Below are 25677 nucleotides of genomic sequence, written 5' to 3'. Positions count from 1 at the left end.
ACGTCGGTTCGGCGATGCCGCCGGAGGATCAGGCGTCCTCTTTTTCGTAGGCGGTCTCAACGTGCAGCGATGAGTCGAGACCGGCATTCTCTTCAGCGTCGGTGACGCGCAGCCCCATGGTGACCTTGAGCACCCAGGCGATGAGCGCGGTGACTACGAACGTGTAGGCGAAGACTGAGACGACACCGATGATCTGGGGGGCGAACAGCTCACCGCCTCCGCCGTAGAAGAGCCCTGCGGCACCCGCTGGGGTGGCGGGATCGGCCAGAAAGGCGATCGCGATGGTTCCGAAGATGCCGGGGAACATGTGGATGGCCACGGCGTCAAGTGCATCGTCGTAGCCGAGCTTGGCCTTCAGCGACAGCGCCCAGTAGGCGATGGCTCCGGCGATCAGACCGATCACGACCGCTCCCATGACCGACACGGAGTTCGCTGCCGGAGTGATGCCGACAAGGCCGGCCAGCACGCCCGAGATGGCTCCGAGCGAGGTGGCATGCCCGCCGAAGATGCGCTCCACGATCAGCCACCCGAGCATGCCGACACAGGCGGCGACGAGGGTGTTGGTCAGAGAGAACCCAGCTGCCTCGTTGATGCCGCCGGCAGAACCGCCGTTGAACCCGTACCACCCGACCAACAGCAGGCCGCCGCCGAGGATGGCGATCGGCAGGTTGCCCGGTCGCCCGACGGCCGGGAACCCTTTGCGCTTGCCCAGAAACATCGCGAGGACGAGCGCGGCGACGCCGGCGTTCATATGCACCGCGGTGCCTCCGGCGAAGTCGAGCGCACCAAGCTTGTTCGCGATCCAGCCACCGGTCGTACTGCCATCAGCGGCGTCGAAGGCGAACACCCAGTGTGCGACCGGAAAGTACACGAGTGTGGCCCACAGCCCGGCGAAGACCAACCAGCTTGAGAACTTCATGCGCCCCTCGACTGCACCGCCGACGATGCCGACGGTCAACCCGGCGAAGACCAGCTGGAAGCCGGCGATGAGAATCCCAGGAACGGCGCCTTCCGGAGTCTCGGCACCGATCAGATCGACCAGTCCGAAGAGTCCGCTCGGGTTGCCGATCAGACCAGCTCCGCCCACGGAGTCGCCGAGGGTGAGGCCGTAGCCGAACAACACCCAGAGCAGCGCGGTGACGGCGAAGCCGCCGAACACCACCATGATCGTGTTCAGAATGTTCTTCGTTCGTGAAAGGCCGCCGTAGTAGAGCGCGAGCCCCGGCAGCATGAGCGTGACCGCGACGGTCGCCGCGAGCATCCAGGCGGTGTTCACCTGTGAAGTGATGTCCATAGTGTGATCCTGTTCTTGTCACAGTGAGTGTGGTGCCGACGGTTTGCCTCCGTCAGCCAGGGTGATGTGCACGTGCAGCACATGCGTCGGAGCAGTCGCTGCGAGATCACTCCTGGTCGGCTCTGTCACGAGACTCCAGGGGGCGACCTCGCCTGATGCGCCGGTGAGCCAGCCGTCGAGAACGACCAGCGCATCCAGCTCGCCGGGGTGTTCGTCACCGCTCGGTCTCGCCGAAAGCGGTGTCAAGCGAGGCCCGAGAGCCTCCCCCGGTTCGAGTGTGTGCCGATGCAGTCGCATGTCGACGACATCGGTACGCGCCATGATGTTGAGATTGTGTGTGGTCTGCTGGTGCTGCCGGGTGCTGACTTGGTCAGCTCCGTTGAACGAGAGCACGTCAAATGGGGGCAGGCGATTGTGCTGCTCGCCGACGGTGACCTCGATCTCATCGGTCAGCGGAACGAACCAGCGGCTGAGCCCGCGAAACGTCGAGAAGGCAGACGAGCCGACGATCTCGGCGACGCTGAGCCTCCAGATGACCTCGGTCTGCTCGGCATGCGCCGGATGCTGCAGCAGGGTGACCGTGTGGCCGCCTCCGTTTGACCATGGAGTGGTCGTCTGCTCACCGAACCGGATCACCCACATGGCGTCAGACCAGCTTCGGCGTGTTCCAGAGGTTCAGCTTGGTGCCGATTCCTTTCTCGACCGCGTGTTCATAGACGGTTTTGCCCCAAGCGACGTCTTCGACACCCATGCCGCCGACGCTGAACAGCACCGGCTGCTCCGGGAACTCGCGCCCGGGTACTTTGTCAGCAAAGACATCGCCGATGTTGACGACTCGGTCTGACTCCAGCTCGCCGGCCACGATGAGATCCTGCCAGTTGAGTCCGATCATTCCGAACGCGGTCTCATGGCACGGTGCGGGGTACTCTTCGGCCCAGGCCTCGTAGATGGCCTTCGCGTCGGCTACCAGACGGGCCTTGCCACTGAGGGTGTAGTCCTTATCCATCTTCAGGTTGGCCGGCAGACTCAGGAACGCGCCTGGCTTGATCCAGTCGCCGTTGATGTACGGATAGTTCTCCGAGCCGACCATTCCGGTCACCGCGACGCTGACGATGTCGGAGTCGCGCACGGCTCTCTCAGCGCTGTCGACGATTTCGATGGTGGTGAACTGCGGGAAGTTCTCGCGCACCCACTCGGCATACTTCTCAGACGTCGAGCGACGACGTCCGTTGATTCGCACGGTGTCGAGTGTGGGCCGCAGTCGCGAGAACGTGTCGAGGGCACTCTTGTTCATCGCTCCCGGACCGATCAGGCCAAGCGACTTGGCATTCTCTGGTGCCAGCTTGCGAGCTGCGGCGCCCGGAACTGCGGCAGTGCGGTATGCGCTCTCCAGGTTGCCCGACATGATGGCGAACGGCGCTCCAGTGTCTTTGTCGTTGAGCACGATGAGGTGAATCGAGCGCGGGAGTCCTTTCTCCCTGTTCTCGATGTTCGAGCCGTACCACTTGACGCCAGCGGTGTCGAAGCGACCGCCAAGGTAGGCGGCCATGGCCATGAAGCGACGGTCTTCAGTGTCTTTGGGAAACTCAGGGAACGGCGAGTGCTCCGGAAAGGTCACCATGGCCCCATGAGAATTGGCGCTGCTGCCAGCCATGCGGTACTGACCGTTGGCCACGAGCACCAGCACTTCTTCCATCACGTCGATGCATTCATCGATGTTCATCACACCGGCATCGATCACATCCTGCTCACTCAAATACAGCATGTCGATTTTTGTATCGGTCATTCTGAGAGTCTCCTTCGGTCGACTGTCACATCCTGAAGGCACGTCACCGCCGTGTGATGTGTTTACAGAGACAAGTACAAATGAGAATTGTTTCTTCGGTGTATCGCACCAGCGTCTTTTGCGTGAAAACACGTTTCGTTTGCATGAGATACCCGCAGACGAATACCTGTGCCATACAGTCGTTTTATGGCAGAAATCCGCGAATGCCGAACACCAGAATGATTGTCGTCATTCGTCGTGTTCAGCGCTCACACCAGCAACGCCGGCAAGGCAAAACTCTCGCCTGAATCAGTCTTCTGTCAACAGTCCCTGCAGAACATCGGCGAGCGCAACCGCGCCAGCATCAGCGTCTTCAGGATCGCAGTGTTCCAGCGGAGAATGCGACGTCCCAGTCATATTTCTGACGTAGAGCATGCCAGTGGGCAGCATCGTGGAGAGCACTCCAGCGTCATGCCCCGCCCCAGTGTCAAGCATGGGAGCCAGAGGTAAAATGGCCCCAATCTTCTCACGAATTCCTTCATGAAATTGAACCGTGGGACTGAACGACTCACGCGTTATTTGAAACACACATCCATCACGCTCTGCAGCCGTGTTCACATGTTTCGCAATCGATCGAACGATCTCAAGAGTCTGATCATCATTGAAGTGGCGAACATCAAGCCAGAGCTCGACACTCGAGGCAATAACGTTTGTTCCACCAGGAACGGCACGGATGCGTCCGATGGTGCCGCGCGCGCCTTCGACGGCCAGGGCCTCACGACGTACGATGCCGATTGCCTCCCCAGCCACGACCATGGGATCTTGACGGTCCGCCATCCGAGTGGTGCCTGCGTGATCTCCGCGTCCCGTGATGACCAAGTGCCAGCGCCCATGCCCCAGAATCGATCGACCGATTGATACCGGCTGGTCGAGTTCGGCCAGCCCTCGCCCCTGCTCGATGTGCAGCTCGACGAACGAACGAAGTCGGGCAAACCCGTGAGGGTCTGCCCCGATGCCACTCGGGTCGATCCCAGCGGCTCGGCTCGCCTCGGCATAGCTGACGCCATCGGCGTCTCGCAGACCCCGGACGTACTCTGGATCGGCGACCCCGGCGGCCAGCCGCGAGCCCAGGCATGCAAGCCCGAATCGAGACCCCTCTTCTTCAGGAAAGACCATCACGGCAAGCGCCCGCTTCGGCTGAACGCCGCGCGCGCGAAGGTGATCGACAGCGCTCAGCGCCGAGACCACGCCAAGAGGTCCGTCGAACGCCCCGCCGCCGGGCACTGAGTCGAGGTGGCTGCCGGAGCCGATCGCGTCTGTTCGCTTACCTCCGGGAACATCCCACCAGGCCCAGGTGATACCGTTGCCGTCAGTCTCGACATCGAGTCCACGTCGCCGTGCCTGATCGACGAACCACTCAGTGAGTTGCCGTTCGGGCTCTGAGAACACTGGCCGGGTGTATCCCCCGCGTTCGGAGTCTCGACCGATCTCGTGGATCTCGGCGAGCAGGGCGCTCGGTGTCGCGACGTCATGGCTCATCGTCGGTTCGTCTCTCTGTCGTCTCGGCCTTTGGCGTGCATAGCTGTCAGAAACGCTGCCCGCGAGCGCGGAACTGATCGGGAACCCCGCGAGCGCCAGTCACCAGATCGGTGATGAACTCGCCGAGCAGCGGCGTGAACTTGGCCCCCTGCCCTGAGCACGGCGACACGATCGTGACGCCCTCGCACGAGTCGATGAGGATGTCTTCGTTCGGCACGTTGGTGAAGAGGCAGGTGGTCTCGGCATACGGCTCAGGAACGAGCCCGGGCGCGAAGCGCTTGACGAACTCGATGACGCGCTTTCGATTCGCAGGATCAATCTGGCCGTCCTGGTCAAGCGCGGAGGGCAGCACCTTGCCGCCGTTGTACTCAGCGACCTTCTGTCCACGGAAACCGGCATCCCGACCGCCAGGCAGACCGTAGGTCTTGATGTCAGCGCCCTTGTAGATGAATGTCGGCCACGAGGTGTGCCCACCAGCCGGGATCTCACCAGTGTCAGCCGAATCACGGTACGGAAAGTGGTACGCGTTCTCCTGCCGCACCTGGAACTCCGGCACACGGTCGACGAAATCGGCCGGCAGATCCAACTGACCGAGCAGAGCCGGCAGCCACCCTCCGGCAGTGACGACGACTTTCTCTGCTGAGACGGTGCGCCCGTCGGCTCCGGTCAGCACATAGCCAGCGCCACTGCGGCTCACGCTGGCAACCTCCCAGTCGCTGATCACCTGTGCGCCGGCATCCGCAGCGAGGCGCAGCAGCGTCCTGACCGTGGTCTCTGCGTCGATCACGCCGGCTCCCGGGTGCCAGAGTACTTCGGTGTCGAACGTGAGCTGAGGCCAGCGTCTGCTCGCCTCATCGACAGACAGAAGTTCGTGCTCGACGTCCTCTGCCCCCAGTATCTCCGCGAGACGCCGTGGGTTGCGCACAGCCCCCGAGTCAAGCGAGCCAGCCGGTGTGATCAGACGCGTTCCTCCGGCGGTCTCAAGCTCGTCCCAGCCACGGCGCGACTCAACGACGAGATGGGTGTAGAACCGGTCGAGGTACGGGTACCGAAAGATGCGGGCCGATCCATGAGAACTTCCCGAGGCGTTGGCCGGCTGGGTGCGCTCGAGCACCAGCGTTTCAATGCCCTGCTGCGCCAGCCGCCACGCTGCTGACGCACCCGCAAGTCCTGCACCAACGATGACGACCTTGGCTGACTCCACACCCATTCTGGTTCTCCGTCCGTGACCTGCCACGGCCTTTTCGTGGCATGCCACCAGTCAAGTCGCGCTTCTCTTTCACGTCCAATACTTATTGGAGCGCTATTATTAGGCAATTCCTATCAGTCTCACGATCGGGTTGGTCTCAGTGGAGCTTCGACAACTGCGTTACTTCGTCACTGTGGCCGAGGAGCTCCACTTCGGGCGGGCGGCGAGGCGACTCCACATCTCGCAGCCGCCCCTGAGCGTGCAGATCCAGAAGCTCGAAAGCGAACTCGAAGTCACCCTGTTGCGCCGCTCAACGCGGCACGTGGAGCTTACGCCGGCCGGAACGGAGCTGGCCTCCAGACTCAGGCCGGTACTCGCCGACCTCGATGAGTGCTTCGTCGATCTGCACGAGCTCGAGAATGGGCAGCGCGGCCGACTCAGCGTCGGCTTCGTCAGCTCAGCGAACTACACGTTGCTGCCGGCTGCTGTCCGGCAGTTCCGCAGTCGGCTGCCTCGGGTCGCACTGGAGCTGCGCCCGCTGACCAGTGCCGAGCAGATTGATGGGCTCTACAACGGCGACATCGACCTCGGAATCGTCCGCGACACCCCGCCCTCAGCCACGTTGGCCGTCACGGAGCTGCTCGCCGAACGACTGGTCGCTTGTGTTCCGTCCGCACACCCATTCGCGACACGAAGCCAAGTGCGTGCTGCAGAGCTGCTGGCCCTTCCCATGATCACGTTTCCGCACAGCATGATGCCCGGGTACGTCGATCAGGTCAGGTCGTTGTTCGGTTCGGCCATCGGTGATCTTCGCGTAGCCCAGCAGGTCATTCATCAAGAGACCGCGCTGAGCTTCGTCGCCGCAGGCGGCGGCTTCACAGTGCTCCCCGAATCCGTCACCCACCTGCAGCCGGCATCCATCTCGGCGGTGCCCATCTGCGAAGCTCCCCTGACATCATTGGGATTTGCGACCCTTCCCAAACACGAAGCGCCCGCCACTGCAATCTTTCTCGACTGTCTCAGAAACTCATCAGCACACCTGAGTGAGACGACCGTCCCGGAGACCACCGCGCTGGAGGGTGCAGACGGTCATCTGTCTGCGCCGCACTGACCGGGCAGCTCAATATCATGCACGCCTCAGGCCGGTTCCAGTTCGACCCTCGACGAACCTCCCATGGAGCGGGTCTGTCTCATGCAGTGAGCGCCTGCAGCGCGAGCCACAGCTCGTGTCGCACCTTCGGATCGCGCAGATCCACATCGAGCACCCGCGCGCACTTCTCGATGCGGGCTCGCAGTGTGTGACGATGCACCTGCAGCCGCGCCGATGCCGCCTCCCACTGTCCCCCGGTCTCGAGCCACACACGCAGGGTCTCGAGAAGCGCGTCTGACCGACCGCGGTCGACATCGATGAGCGGCTGCAGCAGGCTGCGGGCAAGGTCTTCCATGCCCGGCACCCGCTGCACGGCGGTGAGCACATCGTCCAGCACCGCCGGCTCGTAGCGCACTGTCGGCTGATCGCCCGCGAGCGCTCGTCGAAGCGCATCCATCGCCTGATCGAGGCCGCCGCTCATCGAGTCGTAGAGCACCGGCTGAGAGACCCCGAGGCGCAGGTCTTCGTGCGTGTCACCGTCGACGTTGAGATCGTGGGATGCGACGACCAGCAGAACCGTTCCCTCGTGCACCGTCGTCAGCGAGCGTGTGCCGCGATGCGCACGCCCGAGCAGGCTCGCCACCTGGTCGACAGACATGGTGTTCGAGCATCCGGCAACGACGACGACTGGGGAGTCGGGCAGCGGTGAGAACGACGCCGCGGTGTGGTGCGCCGCCTCGACCGCGCCGCTGAGCAGCAGCCGCAGCACTGCTGCGCTCAGCCCGGACTCGGCCCGACGCACCTCCTGTGTGCGCACCAGCGACAGCGACAGCAGTGCGCGGGCTCTCGAGAGAAGGTGCCTGCCCGCGTCGCGACGGTCGGCGTCCGCCCAGTCGACAGTGCCGACTGCCACCACTCCGACGAGCCCGTGCGAGGGGCCCAGCGTCTGAAGCTCTCCCTGCACATCGCTCACGTCGAGGCGCATCGCGCCTCTGAGACCGCTGCCGAGCACACGAGCGGCCGCCGACTGCAGGGCCTCGAGCTGTGCCCCGGTCAGGTCATCGGCACGAGCTGAGCGATACCGGGCACGTGCCATGTCGTCGAAGCACACCACCCACGATCCGAGCTCTTCGGCCAGCTGCTCGACCACAGCGGCCGGGCCTCCGTCGGTCAGCGCGGCGTCGGTGATGCGCTGCTGCGCGTCGGTGAGCCAGGCATCGGTTCGATGCTCATCGGCTCTGATCAGGGCGCCGAGCTCGCGTGCGAACTCGATGAACACGGTGTTCCTGCCCCAGAGCAGCGGCATCCCCTGCGCAGCACAGGCGTCGATCAGGTCGTGCCACTGACTCTCGAACAGCCGTCTCGCCTGTTCGTGCTCCCCCGACGACGTGTCGCCTCCGTCCGGATGCACCGGGCCGACCACGATTCCGGCAGCACCGACTTCTCGAAGACGCCGAACGTACTCCCGGGCCTGAGCCCCCTGCAGAGTCGCAGATCGGCGGATGCCGTCCTCCGCTGATCCCGATGCGCTCGAATCATCGTCTGCGTCGCCAGGAATCGGCCCCGTGGTGAGCACCAGCTCTCCCGCTCTCAGATACGGAGCCGGGTCGATCAGGTTGGTGTATGTCGTCCATCGAACAGGGCTGTGCATCGCCTGCTGCCACTCCGGAGCTGCACTGCCGACGATTGGCTGCAGCTGCCTGGCGAAATGTGAGATCACGTCGCTGATGCACAGGGTCATGGGGCACACCGTACGGTGTGAATTGTTTCAACGGTGTAAAGCTCCCGTAACAGGTGTTCAGAGGTGCCGTTTGACGAACCCCTGATCCGTAGGCATGGAGTCTTCTCACTGGACATTTCGGCGTGTCAGGGCAGTGAATCCGAACAAAGCGTCCAGATTCGCCTCCGGCCAGGCCCGTAAGTTCGTCAGCAATCACGCAGCACAGATGAGAAAGCCCAGGAATCCACCATGCATCTCACGAAAGCGCACCTGGCGCTGATCCTGCCGATCGCCGCCTTGGTCCTCACCCCGTTCTTCCCGTTCATCAACACTCCGGCCAGCGTGCTCGGCCTCCCACCGATCCTCTTCTGGGTCGGCGGCTGGGCGATCGCCACCACGCTCATCCTGTCGATGCTGTACCGCAGCGAGCCTGAGCTCGACGACACCATCGCAGACACTGCCGAACAGGAGCCCCACGCATGATCTTCGCAACAGTTCTCGGTCTCGCCGTCATCGCGACGCTCGGCTTCCTCGGTCGACGAAGGTCGCTGAACACCAACAGCGGCTGGGCGATCGGCGACCGCGGCATGAGTTCGCTGACCACCTTCTTTCTGCAGGCGGGCGCGATCTTCACCAGCTTCACATTCCTCGGAATGTCCGGCCTCACGGTGCTCGGCGGGGTCTCTGCCGCCTACCTGCCGGCTTACCTCGTCATCGGCTACATCGGCATGTTCCTGCTCGGCCCGATCGTGTGGAAGCTCGGCAAGGTCTTCAACTACCACACCAACGCAGACATGGTCGGCCATCAGTTCTCCAGTCCCTTCCTCGGGCGCCTGGTCGCATTCCTCGCGGTGGTCTTTTTCATGCCGATCGTGCAGGTGCAGATCGTCGGGCTCGGAACCATGGTGTCGTTCGGCACCGGGTACAAGCAGGCCGGCACGCTCAGCATGATCGTTGCCACCGTGCTGATTCTGCTCTTCGTCTCGTGGGCGGGCCTGCGCGGCGTCGCACTGACCGCGTACTTCAAAGACGTCGCGATGGTGGTCGCTCTCGTGATCATCCTGATCGGCTCCCTTGCGACGTACCACGCGGGTGACGTGATGGCCGACGTGATGACCAACGCCGAGAAGCTGCTTGTGGTCAGCCCGGGAACGCAGACCTACGGGATCGTCTGGTTCGTCTCGAGCGTGATCATCAGCGGCATCGGGCTCGGCGCGATGACTCTTCCCGAGAGCTGGCCGGCGGTGCTGGCTGCGAACAAGTCTCGTGCAGTCTCGAAGAACCACATCATGCTTCCCCTCTACACCCTCGCAACGTTCATTCCGATCGTGCTCGGCTTCTTCGCCGTCAGCCACCTGCAGATCAACAAGGGCGAAGAGAACTCCGCGATTCTCACCCTGGCGTCAGACTCGCTGCCCGGGTGGCTCATGGGCCTCGTGATCATCTCGGGTCTCGCCTGCGCCATCGTTCCCGCAGCGCACTGTGTGCTGGCGATCGCCACGCTCGTCTCGTCGAACCTCACGCCGACGGGCATCAGCGAAGAGCGCAAACTGCTCGTCGGTCGCGTCTCCTCCGGGGTGATCCTGCTCCTGTCGCTCGGCCTTGCGCTCTCACGGCCCGATCTCATGGCGAACCTCTATCTGCTCACCTATGCGGGGCTGGCCCAGCTCGCTCCCTCGAACGTGCTCTCGGTGACACGGCAGAAGTTCGTGAACGCCCGGGGCCTGATCGCGGGTCTGATCGTCTCAGAGACAGTCGTCATCGTCTGCACATTCGGCAAGATCGGCATCTTCGGTCTGAACATCGGCGTCGTCGCCCTGGTCATCAACATCATCGTGATGCTGGCGGTGTCTGCCGCCACCGGCCCGGCTGTGCGCCCGGCATGGCCGCAGGATCGCGGGGCCGCACGACCGTCCGCGAACCGTACACCGCAGATCGCTGACTTGGAGGCATGACCGTCATGAGTGATTCCAGATCTGCTGAGCCTGCGGCGTCGCACATCGCGTCATCGCACGAAGAAACGGCGGTCGGCCGCACGTCCCGGGCCGACGAGGCGCAGATAGCCGCAGCAGGCGCGGCAGATCTGGTGCGGGCCTATCGCAGCGGAGCGCTGCGGCCTTCGACCGTCGTCGACACTCTGCTGCAGCGTGTCGACCGTCTCGAACCGCAGCTGAACGCAGTCACCGAGGTGCTCGCCGATTCGGCTCGAGCGCGAGCGGCCGAAGCCGACCGATGCTACGCACAGGCTGACGGCGGTCAGGCCGATCACGTGGATGCCGAGGCCGCGAAGACGAGCAGGCTCGCGTCACAGCCTCTGTTGGGTGTGCCGGTCATTCTGAAAGAGAAGCATGCGCTGGCAGGCCATGCGCTGACCCAGGGCGTCATCGAGCTGGCCGAGACGCCCACCGCCGACCATCCGATCGTCGAGCGACTCATCGCGGCCGGCGCCGTGCCGATCGTTCGTTCGACGGTGCCGGAGTTCTGCGCCGCGACCGTCACCGAGTCACGTCAGTGGGGCGTCACGCGCAACCCGTGGAACGGCGAGTGCACCCCGGGTGGCTCATCCGGCGGCTCAGGTGCGGCGCTCGCTGCCGGATATGCCCCGCTCGCGACGGGCTCGGACATCGGAGGCTCGACGCGCATCCCGGCCTGCTACTGCGGCGTCGTAGGTTACAAGGCGCCATACGGCGTCGTACCAGGCCTGCAGCCCTCGAGCATGGACTGGTACCGGAGCGACAGCGCCATGGGACGAACCGTCGATGATGTGCGCGTGATGCACAACGTGATCGCCGGGCAGCATGCGGCAGACCAGCTCTCGATACCGTCGACGCCGGTCGCCGCGCTTCCTGGCGACTCAGCCGAGCTGCAGACGCAGCTCGCCGGCCGTCGTGTGGTGCTCAGCTCGCACCTGGGCGACTACGACGTCGACGCCGACACCCTTCGCGAGCTGCATGCCACGGCTGAGGCCCTGGCGAACTTCGGCGTCGACGTCGTCGAGCGCGAGCCCGCCTGGCACGCCGATGCGCTGATGGAGCTCGCCTTCGCCCACTACGGGCACATGCTCGCTCCGTCGATGAGCGACGAGATCGACCGTGCACACGCCGCAGTGTCTCCGTACATCACGCAGTTCGTGGAGCACGCGCTCGCAACCGCGGCGCGCATCCCGCTGCACGAGACGCTGCGTCGCGAAACGGCCGTTCGAGACGAGCTGAGCGCCACGATGAACGGTGCGATCGCCCTGCTCGCACCGGTTACGGCGCGAACAGCGCTGCCTGCGCAGGCTCCGATAAACTCGGTCGACGAGCATGGCCGCCATTACTGGCAGCAGCAGATGGCCGTGCCGTTCAACATCAACAATCGCTGCCCCGTGCTTGCGGTGCCGACTGGCATCGGTGACGCAGGCGTACCCACCGGCCTGCAGATCGTGGCGCACCCCTATGCGCAGAACGACGCCTTCATGATCGGAGCCGCCGTCGAATCGGTCCGTCCCTGGGCCGGTCGCCACCCGGCGCTCTGACCCCGACTGACGCGCTCGGCGCGCCGCACGGCATCCGACCTCACCACCACCCATCGTTGAAAGGCACACGCCCATGACCCGTTTCGACATCGTCGAGAAAAGCATCGCCGAACTGCTCGCCGCGCTGAGCAGTGGGGAGGTGAGCAGCGTCGATCTGGTCTGCGCCTATCTCAACCGCATCGCCTACTACGACCGCACCGGCCCGTGTCTGCACGCCGTCCCGGTGCTCAACCCGAACTGCCTCGCCGAGGCAGAGGCATCAGACCTCCGCCGAAGCGAGGGGGTCGCAGGGCCACTCGAAGGCATCCCCTTCACGATCAAAGACAGTTACAAGGCGAAAGGGCTGACCGTCGCCTCTGGCAGTCCGGCATTGGCAGATCTGATCGCGACTGAGGATGCCGCCTCGGTCGCACAGCTGCGAGCGGCCGGTGCGGTGCTTCTCGGCAAGACGAACATGCCGCCGATGGCGGCCGGAGGCATCCAGCCCGGGGTCTACGACTACGCACGCAGCCCCTACCATCCCGAGTATCTGACCGCAGCCTACGGCTCAGGGTCGTCGAACGGCTCGGGCACCGCGACGGCTTCGAGCATGTGCGCCTTCGGCATGGGCGAAGAGACCGTGTCGTCGGGCCGCTCGCCTGCATCGAACAACGCCCTGGTGGCGTATACGCCGTCTCGCGGCGTGCTGTCGCTGCGCGGCAACTGGCCGCTGCGTCCGACCTGCGACGTCGTGGTTCCGCACACTCGGTCGGTGCACGATCTGCTGCTGCTGCTCGATGTGCTCGCCGTCGAAGACCCCGATACGACGGGCGACTTCTGGCGTCAGCAGAGCGCGGTTGCGCTGCCCTCGCCGAAGGAGGTCTTCGACCACCCCTCGGCACGCGAGCGCCCCACAGATCTGCGAGGCGTGCGCATCGGCGTGCCGAAGCTGTACATCGGCGAGGATGACACGACGACCGATGCTCCGGCGATTCGCGACTCGGTTCGCGCACTGTGGGATCGTGCCGCCGACGATCTGCGCGACCTCGGCGCCGAGGTGGTCGAGGTCGACTTTCCGGTCGTCTCGAACTACGAAGAAGACCGTCCGGGAGCTCGCGGGCTGCCGGAACGAGGGCTGGTGCCTGCGAGCTGGCGCGCCATCGAGGGCGACACTCTGACGGCGATGGCTCTCGACGCCTTTCTGCGCACGAACGACGATCCCGACCTCAGCACTTGGGCCGATGTCGACGGCGACGATGTCTTCCCGTTGGAGGACGAGCCGGTGCCGCTCTGGGTCACTCGCACGCGCGGCGGCTTCGACTGGCAGCGACTCGCCGAGTTCGTCAAGCAGGGCCTGCCCCAGAGCTACGACGACGTGCCCGAGCTCGATCATCTGCTGAAGGGCCTCGAGCAGGCGCGCAAAGACGACTTCGAGGCGTGGATGGCGCAGTTGGAGCTCGACTTCGTCGTGTTTCCCGCCGCAGGTGACGTGGGCCGAGACGACCTGTTCACACGCCCCGAGAGTCTGCAGGCGGCGTCACGAAACGGCGTGGCGTATTCCAACGGCAATCGGGTGATTCGTCACCTGGGCATTCCAACGGTCACCGTGCCGATGGGCGTCATGGCCGACATTCGCATGCCTGTCGGGCTCACCTTCGCCGGGGCGGCGTACAGCGACGACCATCTGATCGATGCCGCCTGGGCATACGAGCGAGCGACACGGCGACGCGAGCCCGCATTCCTCACCCCGACCCTGCCGAGCGACCAGATCGAGGTCGGCACGACGAGTCGAACGCCCGCATCTGCGGCCGACGTGGTGCCCGAGGTGAGCATCTCACGGCACGCACGATTCTGGCAGGTGGAGGTGCGGCTGCCCGCAGATGCGGATGCCCAAGTGTGGGCCGACGGGCATCTGCTTCGCCCTGTCGCCGATGGCGAAGGCACCTATCGTGGCACCATCTCAGTGCACCGGCCACGTCTTGACGACCAGGTCATGATCGTCGTCAAGGCCGGGCATGCCTCGGCCTCGCTCACGTTCGAGGCGCTGCCGACGCAGGACCGCTGAGCTCGGCCTGCACCGCAAGTGCGAGCCACGTGACCCGACAGGCGTCGGCGTCGTGTTCCAGGTCGCATCCGAGTGCGGCGCCTAAGGTGCGCACGCGACGCACCACGGTGTTGCGGTGCACGCCCAGCCGGTCGGCAGCCGCCTGCCATTCGTACATGCAGTCGCACCAGACCGTGAACGTGGCTGCCAAAGCGGGATCGGCCATCGTCGCGACACGCTGCAGCACCGCGGCGGCATCCGCATCAGTCGACAGCGCACGCAGCACGGCTGTCTGGCCGGCATCGAGACGTTCGATCACTCCTGCCGCGTCAGGCAGCTGCCGGTATCGCCAGAGTGCGGCGGCGAACGAAGCCGACAGGCCATGGATCTGCGCCGGACCGAATGCGGGCAGGTCGACCGCCACCACCGGCGCACGCCGGGCCGCGCTCTCGACCGGCCCGTTCGAGTTCACCCGCGCGAGCCGACGCAGCGTGTCGTCGGGGTCTTCGTTCAGCGGCGTCGCGACCAAGGTCACCCAGACACCGGCGGCGACGTCGCGAACGCTGAGCGCAGGTTCGCCCCGCGTCGCCAGCGCACGCCCCGAGCACACCAGCTGCCACTGGTGCGCCCCAGCGTCGAGTCGACCTCCGTCGGCGAATGAGCGCTCGAGCAGGGCGCGGCCCGTGCCCACTTCGTCAGTCAGCAGCGCGCGCAGCCCCAGCTGAACCACTTCGTCATGGTCGACGCCCCCCGGCGGTCGGCTGGTCAGCGCCAGCTGCAGCATGGCGACGGCCGTGTTGACGATCATGCGCTCATCACGATCGTTCGCCTCGGCGCTGCGCCGCTGCGAAGGTCGCCTGGCGAGCCGCCCTGCTGCCGGTGCGGCCCACAGCAGGGTGAGAGCCCCGATGGGCGCGGTGCTTTCGGGCGCGTTGAGCATGTGGATGATCAGGTGCTGACCGTCGTGCTCCTCACGTCCCGACTGACGGCGACGCCGGGCGTCATGCATCCGATCTCGCACAAGCGGCTCCACCCAGCTCGGCGGAGGGTCGACCGGGGCGACTCCGAGCAGACGAGCTCCGCCTCCCCAGAGCCAGACGGAGCAGCCCAGCAGCAGCGCGAGCTCACGAACGAGCGCCTGTGCGGGCATGCGCTCGAGAGAGGCGAGGGTGAGGGCGTGCTGCGCATGCAGCACCTTGCGCAGGCTCTCGCGCTCGGGATCCGCACGCCCGGAGCTGATGGCCTCGCTGATGCTGATGAAGGGGGTCGAGAAGGGGGCTTCGAGCAGCGGCATGCCCGCTGCGACGCAGCTTCGCCGCAGCACAGCCTCCCATCGGGGGTCAGGGTGCTCAAGGGTGTACACAAGACCGACCGCTCCGCCCCGTGCGATGCGCTCGACATAGTCGCGCGTCACGGTCTCGACGTCTGGTGCCGACAGCAGCTGCTGCCCTGTGGTGAGAATGAGTTCGCTGCCTCGCAGGAAGGGGGTGGGATCGAGCAGATCGGTGCTGTACCCCCATCGAATCGGGTGATCGAGCGCGCCGTTGCCCTCGTCGGTGATCGCGCTCACCAGCTGCAGCGAGAGATCCTGACGCTGCAGCAGCCCGCGCAGAGTGATGGCGTTCATGCGTTGCTCCTCTGACTGCCTGCACGTGAGCGCGGCATCGAGCGGTCCGACGGCACCCTGTAACCCAGCCTTCATATGCCGAGGTGGGTCTCACCCCCGCTGTTGTGGCGTGACTTGCCGCGCTTTTTCGCCCGACCAGCACCCCAGATGCAGCATATCGCTTATATTACAGCACCAAGACGAACGAAATCATGCGCGTCATGACACCTCAAGCCTCATATCGTTGACAGCAATCAGCCCGCGCAGCCGACACGCCACAGGCACTGTCCCACTCGCGATGCACCACACAGAGAGGTTCACTCATGACTGAGCTCGATGCAGCAACCGTCGTCGAAGAGGATGCACGCTACGTGCTGCACTCCTGGTCGGCGCAGAAGAAGATCCACCCCATTCCAGTGAAGACCGGGCATGGGGTCTACTTCAGCGATTACGACGGCAACGAATATCTCGACTTCGCGTCACAGCTGGTGAACCTGAATCTCGGCCACCAGCATCCCGATCTCATCCAGGCCATCATCGACCAGGCTCAGACCCTGGCGACCATCGCCCCGGGATTCGCCAACGACAAACGCAGCGAACTGGCTCGCCTCATCGTGAGCAACGGCCCGATCAACGACGGCAAGGTGTTCTTCACCAACGCCGGAGCAGACGCCAACGAGAACGCCGTTCGACTGGCCCGCGAGTTCACCGGCCGCAGCAAGGTGCTGGCCAGCTACCGCAGCTACCACGGGGCGACCGGCACGGCCATCGCGCTCACGGGCGAGGGCCGCCGCACGATGCAGCCTGTCGTTCCCGACCCCTCGGTCGTGCATTTCTGGGGCCCCTTCGCCTACCGCTCGGCGTTCTACGCCGAGACCCCGGAGCAGGAGACCGAGCGCGCACTCGCCCACCTCGAACAGACCATCCTCTCTGAGGGCGCCGACACCATCGCGGCCGTCATCCTCGAGACCGTCGTCGGCACCAACGGCGTGCTGGTGCCGCCGCCCGGCTATCTGCAGGGCGTGCGCGAGCTCGCGACCAAGTACGGCATCCAGTACATCGCCGACGAGGTCATGGTCGGGTTCGGCCGCACCGGCTACCTCTTCGCCGTGCAGGGCTTCGACGTGACACCGGATCTGCTGACCTTCGCCAAGGGCGTCAACTCGGGATACTCGCCTCTGGGCGGCGTGATCATGAACGGCGCCATCGCCGCGACGTTCGACGAGCGCAAGTACTCAGGCGGCCTCACCTACTCGGGGCACCCGCTCGGCGCGGCCATCGGCGTCAAGACCTTCGAAGTGTTCGAACGCGATCACCTGCTCGAGCATGTGCGCGAGCTCGAGAGCACTGTGCTGGTGCCGTGGCTCGAGCAGATGCAGGCGAAGCATCCCTCAATCGGCGAGTTCCGCGTCAAAGGCCTGTTCGCCGCGATTGAGCTCGTGAGCGACCGCACCACCCGCGAGGCACTGCCCGCAATCGAGGCCGGCGGCGAGAACAACCCGCTGGTCGCTATCGAGAAGGCTGCGATCGCGAAGGGCCTGTGGCCGGTCGTGCACGGCAACCGCGTGCACATCGCGCCTCCCCTGATCATCACCGCCGACGAGCTGAAGAAGGGCCTCGACATCATCGACGAGACCCTGTCGATCGCCGACGAGGCCGCTCAGGCCTGATCAGCGGGCCGCACACCACTCACGTAATTCCGCATCCGTTCGAACATAGAGAAAGAGAATCCCCAACATGCCCCTCGTCAGAATCGACGTGAACAAGACCCGCGACGACGCCAGCGTGCGCGCCATCGCCGACAGCATCCACAGCGCCATCGTCGACGTCTACAAGATCCCGGTGCGTGACCGGTTCCAGATCATCACGAAGCACGAGCCGGGCGAGATCATCGCCGAAGATGCCGGGTTGGGCTTCGAGCGCAGCGACGGCGTCGTGATGATTCACGTGTTCACGCAGGGCGGCCGCACGCCAGAGGCGAAGCAGGCGCTCTACGCGAAGATCGCCGAGAACCTCGCGGCTGTCGGAGTGGCAGGCGAAGACGTCTTTCTCGGCTACTTCGAGAACACGCCCAATGACTGGACCTTCGGGTTCGGGCGTGCCCAGTATGTGACGGGCGAGCTGGGGGTGCCGAAGCGCTGACGCGCGACGCCTCGGCAAAGCAGCTGCCGGCCTGCTGACGACACAGCCGGCTGGGATACAGCCAGCTCGCTGAAAGAGCCGTCGGCATCACCTCGATGCCTGACCGCCTTTCACGCGGCTGGCTGTATTCTTTTCGGCCAGGTGTGCCGAGAGTTCATCGCCTGCCGCAGCCAGTCGACAGGGCGGAATGCGGCAGAGGCGTGCCGCTTGTCACACCGCAGAAACACAACGGCAGTATGATCGTGCCGGTTCGCGAATCAGAATGTCTGCGTGCGGGCCGCGCACTCTCACACAGGAGCTTTCATGCCCGCCAAATCGCGGCCAGACGCGACCGACGCGCTCTTCCACCGCATCGTCTTCGCACTCTTCGCAGCCGGCTTCGCAACTTTCGCCCAGCTCTACAGCGTGCAGTCGGTGCTGCCAGAGATCTCAGCCGACTTCGGTGTCGATCCCTCCCAGGCCGCGCTCACGATCTCGATGGCGACCACGGGCATTGCGATAGGCGTGCTCCCGTGGGCATTTGCGGCAGACCGCTGGGGGCGAGTGCGTGTGATGAAGGTGTCGGCCGTGTCTGCCGCCGTCATCGGTCTCGTCACTCCGTTCCTGCACTCGCTGCCGCTCATTCTCGGCTCTCGCCTGATCGAAGGCCTTGCGCTTGCCGCCATCCCGGCGATCGCTGTCACATACATCGCCGACGAGCTGCCCGCACGCCGCGTCACCGCAGCAGCAGGCGCGTTCGTGTCGGGAAACAGCATCGGCGGCCTGCTCGGGCGTCTCATCGCCGGTCTCGTCTCAGAGCACTTCGGCTGGCAGCTGGGGCTGATGACCGTCGCGGTGCTCTGCGTGGTCGCCTGCTCGATCTTCGTGATAGCCGTGCCTGCCCCGCACGGCTATCTGCCCTCGCGGCTGCGCACAAAGGATGTCACTGCCGCCGCCGCCGCGCAGACGCGGCAGGAACGCACCGTCGCATCCCCCGTCCCATCGCTGTCTGCCTGGCAGCGGTTCACCATGGCGCTGACCACGCCTGCGCTCTGGGGCACCTACGCGCAGCCCTTCCTGCTCATGGGATCTTTTCTGTCGCTGTTCAGCTTTCTCGGCTACCACCTGCAGGCCGCGCCATATGGTCTGAGCACTGCCGTCACCAGCATGGTCTTCACGGTGTATCTCGTCGGCACGTTCACGGCGAGGTGGTCGGGGTCAGTCGCCGGACGCTTCGGGCATCGCCGCCTGCTCTACACCGGCATCGGCATGATGATCGGTGGCGCTGCGCTCACCCTGACCGCACCATTGGCCGTCATCGTGCTGGGCGTCGCCCTCTTCACCGCAGGATACTTCGTGACCAGCCCGGTCACGTCTGCCATGACCTCGTTGATCGCCGGCCCCTGCCGCTCGCAGGCGACCGCGATCTACCAGCTCGTCTTCTACGTCGGCAACAGCGTGTTCGGGTGGATGCTCGGGCGCGTCTTCGAGGAGTTCGACTGGGCGGGTGTGGCGCTTGGCATCATCACGATGTGTCTGGTGGCGGCCCTGATCGCGGCAACCCTGCTGCCGAAGCGGCCGGGTGCGGCTGCTTCGCGGAGCCCAGCGTCGAGCTGAGCTCTCACGAGCGAGCCGCACTGCGCGATTCGGCTCAGCCGTCGATGTCGCCGACGCCGACGACCTTGAGATTCACGAACTCCAGCAGCCCCAGGTCTGTGAGCTCACGCCCGTAGCCGGAGCGCTTGGTGCCGCCGAACGGCACATCGGGGCCTCCCAGCGCCGGGCGGTTGATCGCGACCATACCGGTGTCGAGGCGCTCAGCGACTGAGCGCCCACGAGCAGTGTCGGCGGTGAACACCGACCCACCCAGCCCATACGGGCTGGAATTGGCCAGCGCGACCGCTGCGTCCTCATCGGCGACTCGGTACAACTGGGTCACCGGGCCGAAGAACTCTTCGAGATAGGCCGGGTTGTCGGCGTCGATGCCGGTGAGAATCACCGGCTGCATGAACCACCCTGTGGAGGGCACACTGATCTCGACGGTCTCGGCATGGGCCCCGTTCGCGACAGCGCGTTCCACCTGTTCGATGAGGCCCTTTCGCGCGGCTTCAGAGCTGAGCGGCGCCAAGGTCGTCTCAGGTGCGGTCGGGTCGCCCGCCACAAGCTCACGCACCGCCTGGCGATAGGCCTCGACGAAACGCTCGTACACGGCGTCGACGACGATCATGCGTTTCGAAGCGACACAGACCTGACCGGCGTTGCGATGCCGGCCACGTGCCGCCCAGCGCGCAGCCTTCTCGACCTCTGCGTCTTCGAGCACGATCAGCGCATCCGCACCGCCGAGCTCCATCGTGCTCTTCTTCAGAGATTGGGCAGCCTGGCCCGCGATCACCGCTCCCGCGGCCTCTGATCCAGTAAGCGCGACGCCACGAACACGGTCGTCTGCGATGATCCGTGCACTCTGCTCGTGAGTGACGAAGAGATTCGTGAACAGTCCCTCTGGGGCCCCGGCCCGCGTCATGAGCTTCTGCCAGGCGGCGGCGGCCCTCGGCACATTCGACGCGTGTTTCAGGATGACCACGTTGCCAGCCGCCAGCTGTGGGGCAAGCACCCGGACGATCTGATAGTACGGGAAGTTCCAGGGCTCGACGATGTAGATCACACCGGTCGCAGTGGGCACGACTTCGTAGCTTCCACCGACATATGAGCCGGACGGCCGCACCTGGGGCTGCAGATAGCCGACGGCGTGTTCGGCGTACCAGCGCAGAATGCGTTCGCAGGAGTCGATCTCTGCAGAGGCCTCGACAAGCAGCTTGCCCATGTCTGCAGTGAGGATGCGGGCGTACTCATCGCGCACGTCGTGCAGCTCGTCAGCAACGCGCGTCAGCAGCTCCGAGCGGTGTTCGTGAGAGGTCTGTCGCCATGTCTCGAAGGCGTCATGCGCCTGCTGCAGTGCAGACTCGACTTCGGCATCGGATGCGAAGGGGAACTCCTGCTCGACCTGTTCGGTAAACGGATTGATCGATCGATATGCCATGATGCTCCAGTTCTGTTCGTTCTTGGGCCAGTGACCTGCTCACTGGCTCAGCTCTGAGTTGTGCGCCGCTGGAATTGTTCCGGCACGTCTCGCAGCGCTTGTGCGATGCGCCTCACCCCTGCGCTGATCTGGTCGTCGCTTTGAGTCAGGCTCAGTCGAACATAGCGCGTGCCGACGCCGGGAATGTCGCCAAAGGCCAGTCCGGGCACGACGGCGACCTGGTGGTCGATGAGCGTCAACGCGAATTCGAACGAGTCGACGACCTCTTCGGGCAGACGGATGAGCCGGTAGAACGTGCCCGACGGCTGCCACGACTCGATTCCCTCCGCCTCAAGCAGGCGGCCTGCCAGCGCCTGACGACGCCGATAGAACTCTCGCATGCCGTCGACCCGCTCTTCGGCCAGGCCCAGGGCCGCACTCTGAGAGATCGACGACGGCGACCCCATCAGGCCCATCATCATCATCGGAAACCGTTCGCGCCATGTTTCGGGAACCAGCGCATACCCGATGCGATAGCCCGTCATCGAGAACTCCTTCGAGAACGAGTGCACGCTGATCACGCGATCTGGCGCCAAGGCGAAGGCGCTGATGGGCTGACCCGAGAACTGCATAGCCGCATAGACCTCGTCCGAGATGATCCAGGTGTCATAGCGACGGCACAGTTCTGCGATGCGCAGCACCGTATCTGCGTCGAGCACGCACCCTGCGGGATTCTGCGGCGAGTTGAGCAGCACTGCTCTCGTGCCGTTGGCGAACAGCTGCTCGATCTCATCGAGATCCGGCTGCCACCCTCGTTCCGGGTCAAGAGCATAGGTCTTCGTCGTGAAGCCGAGCAGCGGAGCCAGCGTGCGGTAGTTGGGATAGCCAGGTGTGGGAATGGCGATGGAGTCTCCCTCATCGGCCAACAGCGCCATAGCGGTGTTGAGGGCACCGGTTCCGCCTGCGCTGACGATGACCGCCTCCGGCGAGATCTCGCAGCCGAAGGTGCGCGAGTGCCGTGCCGCAAGAGCCTCGCGCAGGCGAGGCAGCCCGGCAGTCGGGGCGTAGAAGCTGCCGGCGGCGACGATGGCCGGCATGATCTCGGCGAGCAGTGGAGGCTCCGGGTAGTCCGGCTCGCCGATGTCCAGTCGAATGATGTCTGAGCCTCGGCGGTTGGCCTTCTCGGAGATCTGTCTGATGGCAGAGTACTGCAGCGAACGTGCGCGTCTGCTGAGGTGCACGATGGATTCCTTTCTCGAGGGTCGGCGATGGCCGACGCTCTGCGTCCGACGATGCGTCAGGCGTTGTCTGGTCGCTTGGGGAGTCAGCGCTCGCTGTCTCGGATGAGTCTCTCGATGCGTTCGCCGACGATGCGGTATCCGGCCACACGTGACTGGGGCGACAGCCAGGCCATATGCGGTGTCACGAAGACGTTGTCCAAGTGCAGCAGCGGATCGTTTTCGTCCGGCGGCTCCGTGGGCAGCACGTCGAGCCAGGCCTGGCTCACGATGCCGCTGTGCAGACCGTCGAGAAGCGCAGTCTCGTCTACGACCCCCGAGCGTGCCGTGTTCACTATGCTGACGCCGGGCATCGCGCCGGCCAATGCAGCGCCGTCGATGAGCCCCCGAGTCTCGGCGGTCAACGGCAGGTGTACCGAGACGATGTGCGATCGCCCCATCAGCGTGGCCAAGTCTGTCTGTTCGATCCCGAGGTTCAGGAATGCCGCAGGCAGTGGTGACCTGTTGCAGACGAGAACATGCATTCCGAGCGCCAGGGCATCCGTGGCGACGAGCCGCGCGATGTCTCCGAAGCCGACGAGACCGAGAACGGTCGATGAGATGCGACGCGGCTTCGTCTGGAGCGACCCCCAGCCACCGGATCGCACGATGTTCACCCCGTTGCCGATGTCGCGCGTCGACGCGAGCACACAGGCAAGCGTGTGGTCGGCGACTTCACGCATATTGAAGCCGTGCGGCGTGACCACCGGTATGCCTCTGCGTTCCAGAGCAGCGACATCGACATGGTCGGTGCCCACTGACGTCGTCGCGACGACACGCACGGCAGCCAGTCTGTCGATCTGCTCCTCACCGAGCCACGTGCCCGGTGGCACGACCAGTGCGACGGTTGCAGGATCGGCCTCGGCGAAATCCCGCTTCGCCTGCACCTGCCAGTTCGCACCGAGCGTGGCTTGGAGTTCTCGCAGCTGATCGTCAAGACGTGCGTCGCTGATAACAGTGGCGATGTGCATCATCGGCCTCCTTTCGGGTGGCGCTCGTGGGCCGCAGCGCTGCTCTCTCGGTCACAGCTCGGATGGGTCAGACAGTGTCTTCGAGCCTGCAGTTGACCGCCAGCTCTGCGATCGAGGCTGTGTTCGGCAGCTCGATCACCGTCGCGATGAGCTCGGCGATCGTCTCAGGCGGGGTCATCTCGGATGGGTCGACTTTGGTGACGCCTGACGTCATGTCGGTGCGAACGAAACTCGGACACAGGGCGCAGACGCGCACGCCGTCGTCCCAAGCCTCTCTGCGAAGGGTGTGCGCAAGGCCCATGACGGCGAATTTGCTCTCGGTGTAGGCAATGTGGTCGTTCCGCACTCGCCGACCTGACATTGAGGCGGTCAGCAGGATGCGACCACTGCCGCTGCGGCGCAGATCAGGCAGAACCGTCTGAGCGAGCACTGTCGGCGCCAGTGTGTTGATGCGCCACACCCGTTCGAGAGCGGAGGCGTCGACCGTGTCGAACGGGTCGTCGCCGCTGATTCCTGCGCAGTGCACCAGAGCGTCGATACGACCGAAACGCGCTCTCGTGGCCGCACGCCAAGAGGCGGGAGTCGCCAGGTCATCCGCGTCATAGTGGTCAGTCAGGATGCGGCGGTCGTCGAGATCGCGCAGATCAGGTGGAACGCGGTCCACGTCTCTCACGCCGAGTGAGAGCGCCCAGCCTCGTGCGGCCAGCAGGCGCGCTGCGGCCAGCCCGATCCCACGCGTCGCCCCGGTGACCATCGCCACCCGAGCCTCAGACCGGAGTCCGGCTGCGCCGTCAGCGGCAGGTGCGCTCATGGATCACAGCACTTTCGAGAGGAACGAACGCGTCCGGGCGTGCTCGGGCGCGTCGATGACCTGCTGAGGCTCCCCCACTTCGACGATGCGTCCCTCGTCCATGAAGACGACACGGTCGGCGACCTCACGCGCGAATGAGATCTCATGCGTGACCACCATCATCGTCATGCCCTCGCGCGCCAGGTTCTTCATGACCTTCAGCACCTCGCCGACCCGCTCGGGATCGAGCGCACTGGTCGGTTCGTCGAAGAGCATCGCCGTCGGGTGCATCGCCAGCGACCGCGCTATCGCGACGCGCTGCTGCTGGCCGCCGGACAGCTGAGCCGGGTAGTAGTCGCCGAAACCGCTGAGTCCGACGTCTTCGAGCAGAGCCTGCACCTCTTGCATGACCTCGCCCTTCGGCCGGCCTCGCACCATGAGCGGCGCCAGAGCGATGTTGTCTGCCGCAGTCAGGTTCGGAAAGAGGTTGAACCGCTGAAAGACCATGCCCATGTTCTCGCGCTGCGCGGCCAAGGCTGTGGGCGACAGCCGGGTGTAGACGTCGCCTCGTTTCGAGTAGCCCATCAGTTCGCCGTCGACGTTGATCTCGCCGGAGTCGATCTCTTCCAGACTGTTCACGCATCGCAGCATGGTCGACTTGCCAGAGCCGGAGGGCCCGATCACACAGACCACCTCACCTTTGGCGACGCTGAGATCGATGTCGAACAGCACCTGCCGTTCGCCATACGACTTGTCGACGTGCGAGATCCTGATCTGCTCGGTCATTTTGCGTCCTCCTGATCTTTCAGATCAACGGTCTGAATCGGCACGGTCATGATCTGCTCAGTCCCTGCTGCCGGCGCTTTGCGTTTGAAGTTGCGGTTCGTCAGGCTGCGCCCGAAGTACCGCTCCAGATAGTGCTGCCCCACTGAGAGAACGGTCGTCAGCACGAGGTACCAGAGGCTGGCGACGATCAGCAGGGGGATGGTCTGGAAGTTCATCGAGTAGATCACCTGCGCCGAATGCAGCAGGTCGGCAGCACCGAGCACGCTGACCAGCGAAGTGTTCTTCAGCATGCCCACGACCTGGTTGCCGGTAGGCGGAATGATCGCGCGCATAGCCTGCGGCAGGATGACTTTGCGCAGTACCTGCACCGGTCGCAGACCGAGCGCCTCGGCTGCCTCTTTCTGGCCGTTGTCGACGCTCAGCAGGCCGGCACGGACGATCTCTGCCATGTAGGCGGCCTCGTTGAGGCCGAGGCCGAGGATGGCAGCGGTCATCGGCGTGATGATCGCATTGATGTCGATCTGTGTGCTGCCGACCGACAGTGAGGGAAGCAGCGCAGAGAGGTTGTACCAGAACACCAGCTGGACCAGCAGAGGAGTGCCCCGAAAGAACCAGATGTATCCCGAGGCCAGCCACGAGAGCAGACCTGACTTCGACCTCACCATGACGGCGAGGATCACACCGAGCACCACGCCGATCAGCATCGAGACGAAGGTCAGCCAGATGGTCAGCCAGACGCCGCTCAGAATCGCGGGTGCGGTGAGGTACTGCCCCACCACCTGCCATCGGAACCGTTCGTTGGTCGCCAGAAAGACGATCAGCAGCACGACCAATGGCACAGCGATGATCCAGCCGATGACCAGGGTCTTCGGCCGGTAGGGTTTCCGGATGTCAGTCATAGGGGTCCTGTCTCGAGTATGTGGGATCTGGCAGAGAGGAGCAGGGCGTCGACGCCACCGCCGACGCCCTGCTC

Annotated in this window: 21 protein-coding genes; 8 read left to right on the top strand and 13 right to left on the bottom strand. The window is 64.7% G+C overall.

The window, feature by feature from the left end; translation table 11 throughout:
- Nucleotides 1-28: 28 nt before the first annotated feature.
- From F8O08_RS00360 to F8O08_RS00340, 5 genes are all read right to left on the bottom strand, one after another.
- Nucleotides 29-1294, bottom strand: a complete 1266-nt coding sequence (locus F8O08_RS00360; RefSeq protein WP_158042281.1) for an ammonium transporter — start codon at nucleotides 1292-1294, stop codon at nucleotides 29-31.
- Between the two features lie 18 nt (nucleotides 1295-1312).
- The gene (locus F8O08_RS00355) at nucleotides 1313-1936 is read right to left on the bottom strand and encodes a HutD family protein (protein ID WP_158042280.1); all 624 of its coding nucleotides are present in this window, start codon (nucleotides 1934-1936) and stop codon (nucleotides 1313-1315) included.
- A gap of 4 nt (nucleotides 1937-1940) precedes the next feature.
- Nucleotides 1941-3080: a tyramine oxidase subunit B gene (locus tag F8O08_RS00350; RefSeq protein ID WP_158042279.1), complete on the bottom strand. Its 1140-nt coding sequence runs from the start codon at nucleotides 3078-3080 to the stop codon at nucleotides 1941-1943.
- A gap of 288 nt (nucleotides 3081-3368) precedes the next feature.
- Complete coding sequence (locus tag F8O08_RS00345) at nucleotides 3369-4598, bottom strand: allantoate amidohydrolase (RefSeq protein WP_158042278.1); 1230 nt, start codon at nucleotides 4596-4598, stop codon at nucleotides 3369-3371.
- Nucleotides 4599-4644: 46 nt separating this feature from the next.
- A complete protein-coding gene (locus tag F8O08_RS00340) occupies nucleotides 4645-5808 on the bottom strand; it encodes an FAD-dependent oxidoreductase (RefSeq protein ID WP_158042277.1) in 1164 nt (387 codons plus the stop codon).
- 139 nt (nucleotides 5809-5947) lie between these two features.
- Between F8O08_RS00340 and F8O08_RS00335 the strand changes: the two genes are divergently transcribed.
- Nucleotides 5948-6898 carry a LysR family transcriptional regulator gene (locus F8O08_RS00335; protein WP_158042276.1) on the top strand — a complete coding sequence of 317 codons (951 nt, stop codon included), beginning with the start codon at nucleotides 5948-5950 and terminating at the stop codon, nucleotides 6896-6898.
- A gap of 79 nt (nucleotides 6899-6977) precedes the next feature.
- Here the strand turns inward: F8O08_RS00335 and F8O08_RS00330 are convergent, their stop codons facing one another.
- Nucleotides 6978-8618 carry a helix-turn-helix domain-containing protein gene (locus F8O08_RS00330; protein WP_158042275.1) on the bottom strand — a complete coding sequence of 547 codons (1641 nt, stop codon included), beginning with the start codon at nucleotides 8616-8618 and terminating at the stop codon, nucleotides 6978-6980.
- Nucleotides 8619-8846: 228 nt separating this feature from the next.
- On the opposite strand from F8O08_RS00330, the gene F8O08_RS00325 reads away from it, so the two are divergent.
- The 4 genes from F8O08_RS00325 (at nucleotide 8847) to F8O08_RS00310 (ending at nucleotide 14158) form a co-directional block, all read left to right on the top strand.
- Entirely contained in the window at nucleotides 8847-9080 is a 234-nt protein-coding gene (locus tag F8O08_RS00325; RefSeq protein ID WP_158030564.1) for a hypothetical protein, read from the top strand.
- Nucleotides 9077-10552 carry a sodium:solute symporter family protein gene (locus F8O08_RS00320; RefSeq protein WP_158030563.1) on the top strand — a complete coding sequence of 492 codons (1476 nt, stop codon included), beginning with the start codon at nucleotides 9077-9079 and terminating at the stop codon, nucleotides 10550-10552. The genes F8O08_RS00325 and F8O08_RS00320 overlap by 4 nt, the downstream gene beginning before the upstream one ends.
- 5 nt (nucleotides 10553-10557) lie before the next feature.
- Nucleotides 10558-12114, top strand: coding sequence for an amidase (locus F8O08_RS00315; protein ID WP_192497669.1), 1557 nt, complete (start codon nucleotides 10558-10560; stop codon nucleotides 12112-12114).
- A gap of 73 nt (nucleotides 12115-12187) precedes the next feature.
- Complete coding sequence (locus F8O08_RS00310) at nucleotides 12188-14158, top strand: amidase (RefSeq protein WP_158042273.1); 1971 nt, start codon at nucleotides 12188-12190, stop codon at nucleotides 14156-14158.
- Here the strand turns inward: F8O08_RS00310 and F8O08_RS00305 are convergent.
- The gene (locus tag F8O08_RS00305; RefSeq protein ID WP_192497668.1) at nucleotides 14124-15764 is read right to left on the bottom strand and encodes a PucR family transcriptional regulator; all 1641 of its coding nucleotides are present in this window, start codon (nucleotides 15762-15764) and stop codon (nucleotides 14124-14126) included. The two genes, F8O08_RS00310 and F8O08_RS00305, sit on opposite strands and share 35 nt — an antisense overlap.
- 302 nt (nucleotides 15765-16066) lie before the next feature.
- Here F8O08_RS00305 and F8O08_RS00300 point away from each other — a divergent pair, with 302 nt between their 5' ends.
- The 3 genes from F8O08_RS00300 (at nucleotide 16067) to F8O08_RS00290 (ending at nucleotide 19481) form a co-directional block, all read left to right on the top strand.
- Nucleotides 16067-17413: an aminotransferase class III-fold pyridoxal phosphate-dependent enzyme gene (locus tag F8O08_RS00300; protein WP_158042271.1), complete on the top strand. Its 1347-nt coding sequence runs from the start codon at nucleotides 16067-16069 to the stop codon at nucleotides 17411-17413.
- A 67-nt stretch (nucleotides 17414-17480) separates the two neighbouring features.
- Nucleotides 17481-17885, top strand: coding sequence for a tautomerase family protein (locus F8O08_RS00295; protein WP_158042270.1), 405 nt, complete (start codon nucleotides 17481-17483; stop codon nucleotides 17883-17885).
- A 303-nt stretch (nucleotides 17886-18188) separates the two neighbouring features.
- Nucleotides 18189-19481 carry an MFS transporter gene (locus tag F8O08_RS00290; RefSeq protein ID WP_158042269.1) on the top strand — a complete coding sequence of 431 codons (1293 nt, stop codon included), beginning with the start codon at nucleotides 18189-18191 and terminating at the stop codon, nucleotides 19479-19481.
- A 34-nt stretch (nucleotides 19482-19515) separates the two neighbouring features.
- Here F8O08_RS00290 and F8O08_RS00285 read toward each other — a convergent pair whose 3' ends face one another.
- The 6 genes from F8O08_RS00285 to F8O08_RS00260 form a co-directional block, all read right to left on the bottom strand.
- Nucleotides 19516-20901, bottom strand: coding sequence for an NAD-dependent succinate-semialdehyde dehydrogenase (locus tag F8O08_RS00285; RefSeq protein WP_158042268.1), 1386 nt, complete (start codon nucleotides 20899-20901; stop codon nucleotides 19516-19518).
- A 47-nt stretch (nucleotides 20902-20948) separates the two neighbouring features.
- Complete coding sequence (locus F8O08_RS00280) at nucleotides 20949-22121, bottom strand: pyridoxal phosphate-dependent aminotransferase (RefSeq protein WP_192497667.1); 1173 nt, start codon at nucleotides 22119-22121, stop codon at nucleotides 20949-20951.
- Between the two features lie 83 nt (nucleotides 22122-22204).
- The gene (locus F8O08_RS00275) at nucleotides 22205-23131 is read right to left on the bottom strand and encodes an NAD(P)-dependent oxidoreductase (RefSeq protein ID WP_158038634.1); all 927 of its coding nucleotides are present in this window, start codon (nucleotides 23129-23131) and stop codon (nucleotides 22205-22207) included.
- Nucleotides 23132-23195: 64 nt separating this feature from the next.
- Nucleotides 23196-23939, bottom strand: a complete 744-nt coding sequence (locus F8O08_RS00270; RefSeq protein ID WP_158042266.1) for an SDR family NAD(P)-dependent oxidoreductase — start codon at nucleotides 23937-23939, stop codon at nucleotides 23196-23198.
- Nucleotides 23940-23942: 3 nt separating this feature from the next.
- The gene (locus tag F8O08_RS00265; RefSeq protein ID WP_158038636.1) at nucleotides 23943-24704 is read right to left on the bottom strand and encodes an amino acid ABC transporter ATP-binding protein; all 762 of its coding nucleotides are present in this window, start codon (nucleotides 24702-24704) and stop codon (nucleotides 23943-23945) included.
- Nucleotides 24701-25603: an amino acid ABC transporter permease gene (locus F8O08_RS00260; protein ID WP_158038637.1), complete on the bottom strand. Its 903-nt coding sequence runs from the start codon at nucleotides 25601-25603 to the stop codon at nucleotides 24701-24703. The genes F8O08_RS00265 and F8O08_RS00260 overlap by 4 nt, the downstream gene beginning before the upstream one ends.
- Between the last annotated feature and the right edge of the window lie 74 nt (nucleotides 25604-25677).

The organism is Pseudoclavibacter sp. CFCC 13611, from assembly GCF_008831225.1.
Lineage (GTDB): Bacteria > Actinomycetota > Actinomycetes > Actinomycetales > Microbacteriaceae > Pseudoclavibacter_A.
The sequence above is the reverse complement of the archived record's forward strand: the minus strand, read 5'-3'. Positions and strand labels throughout refer to the sequence as shown.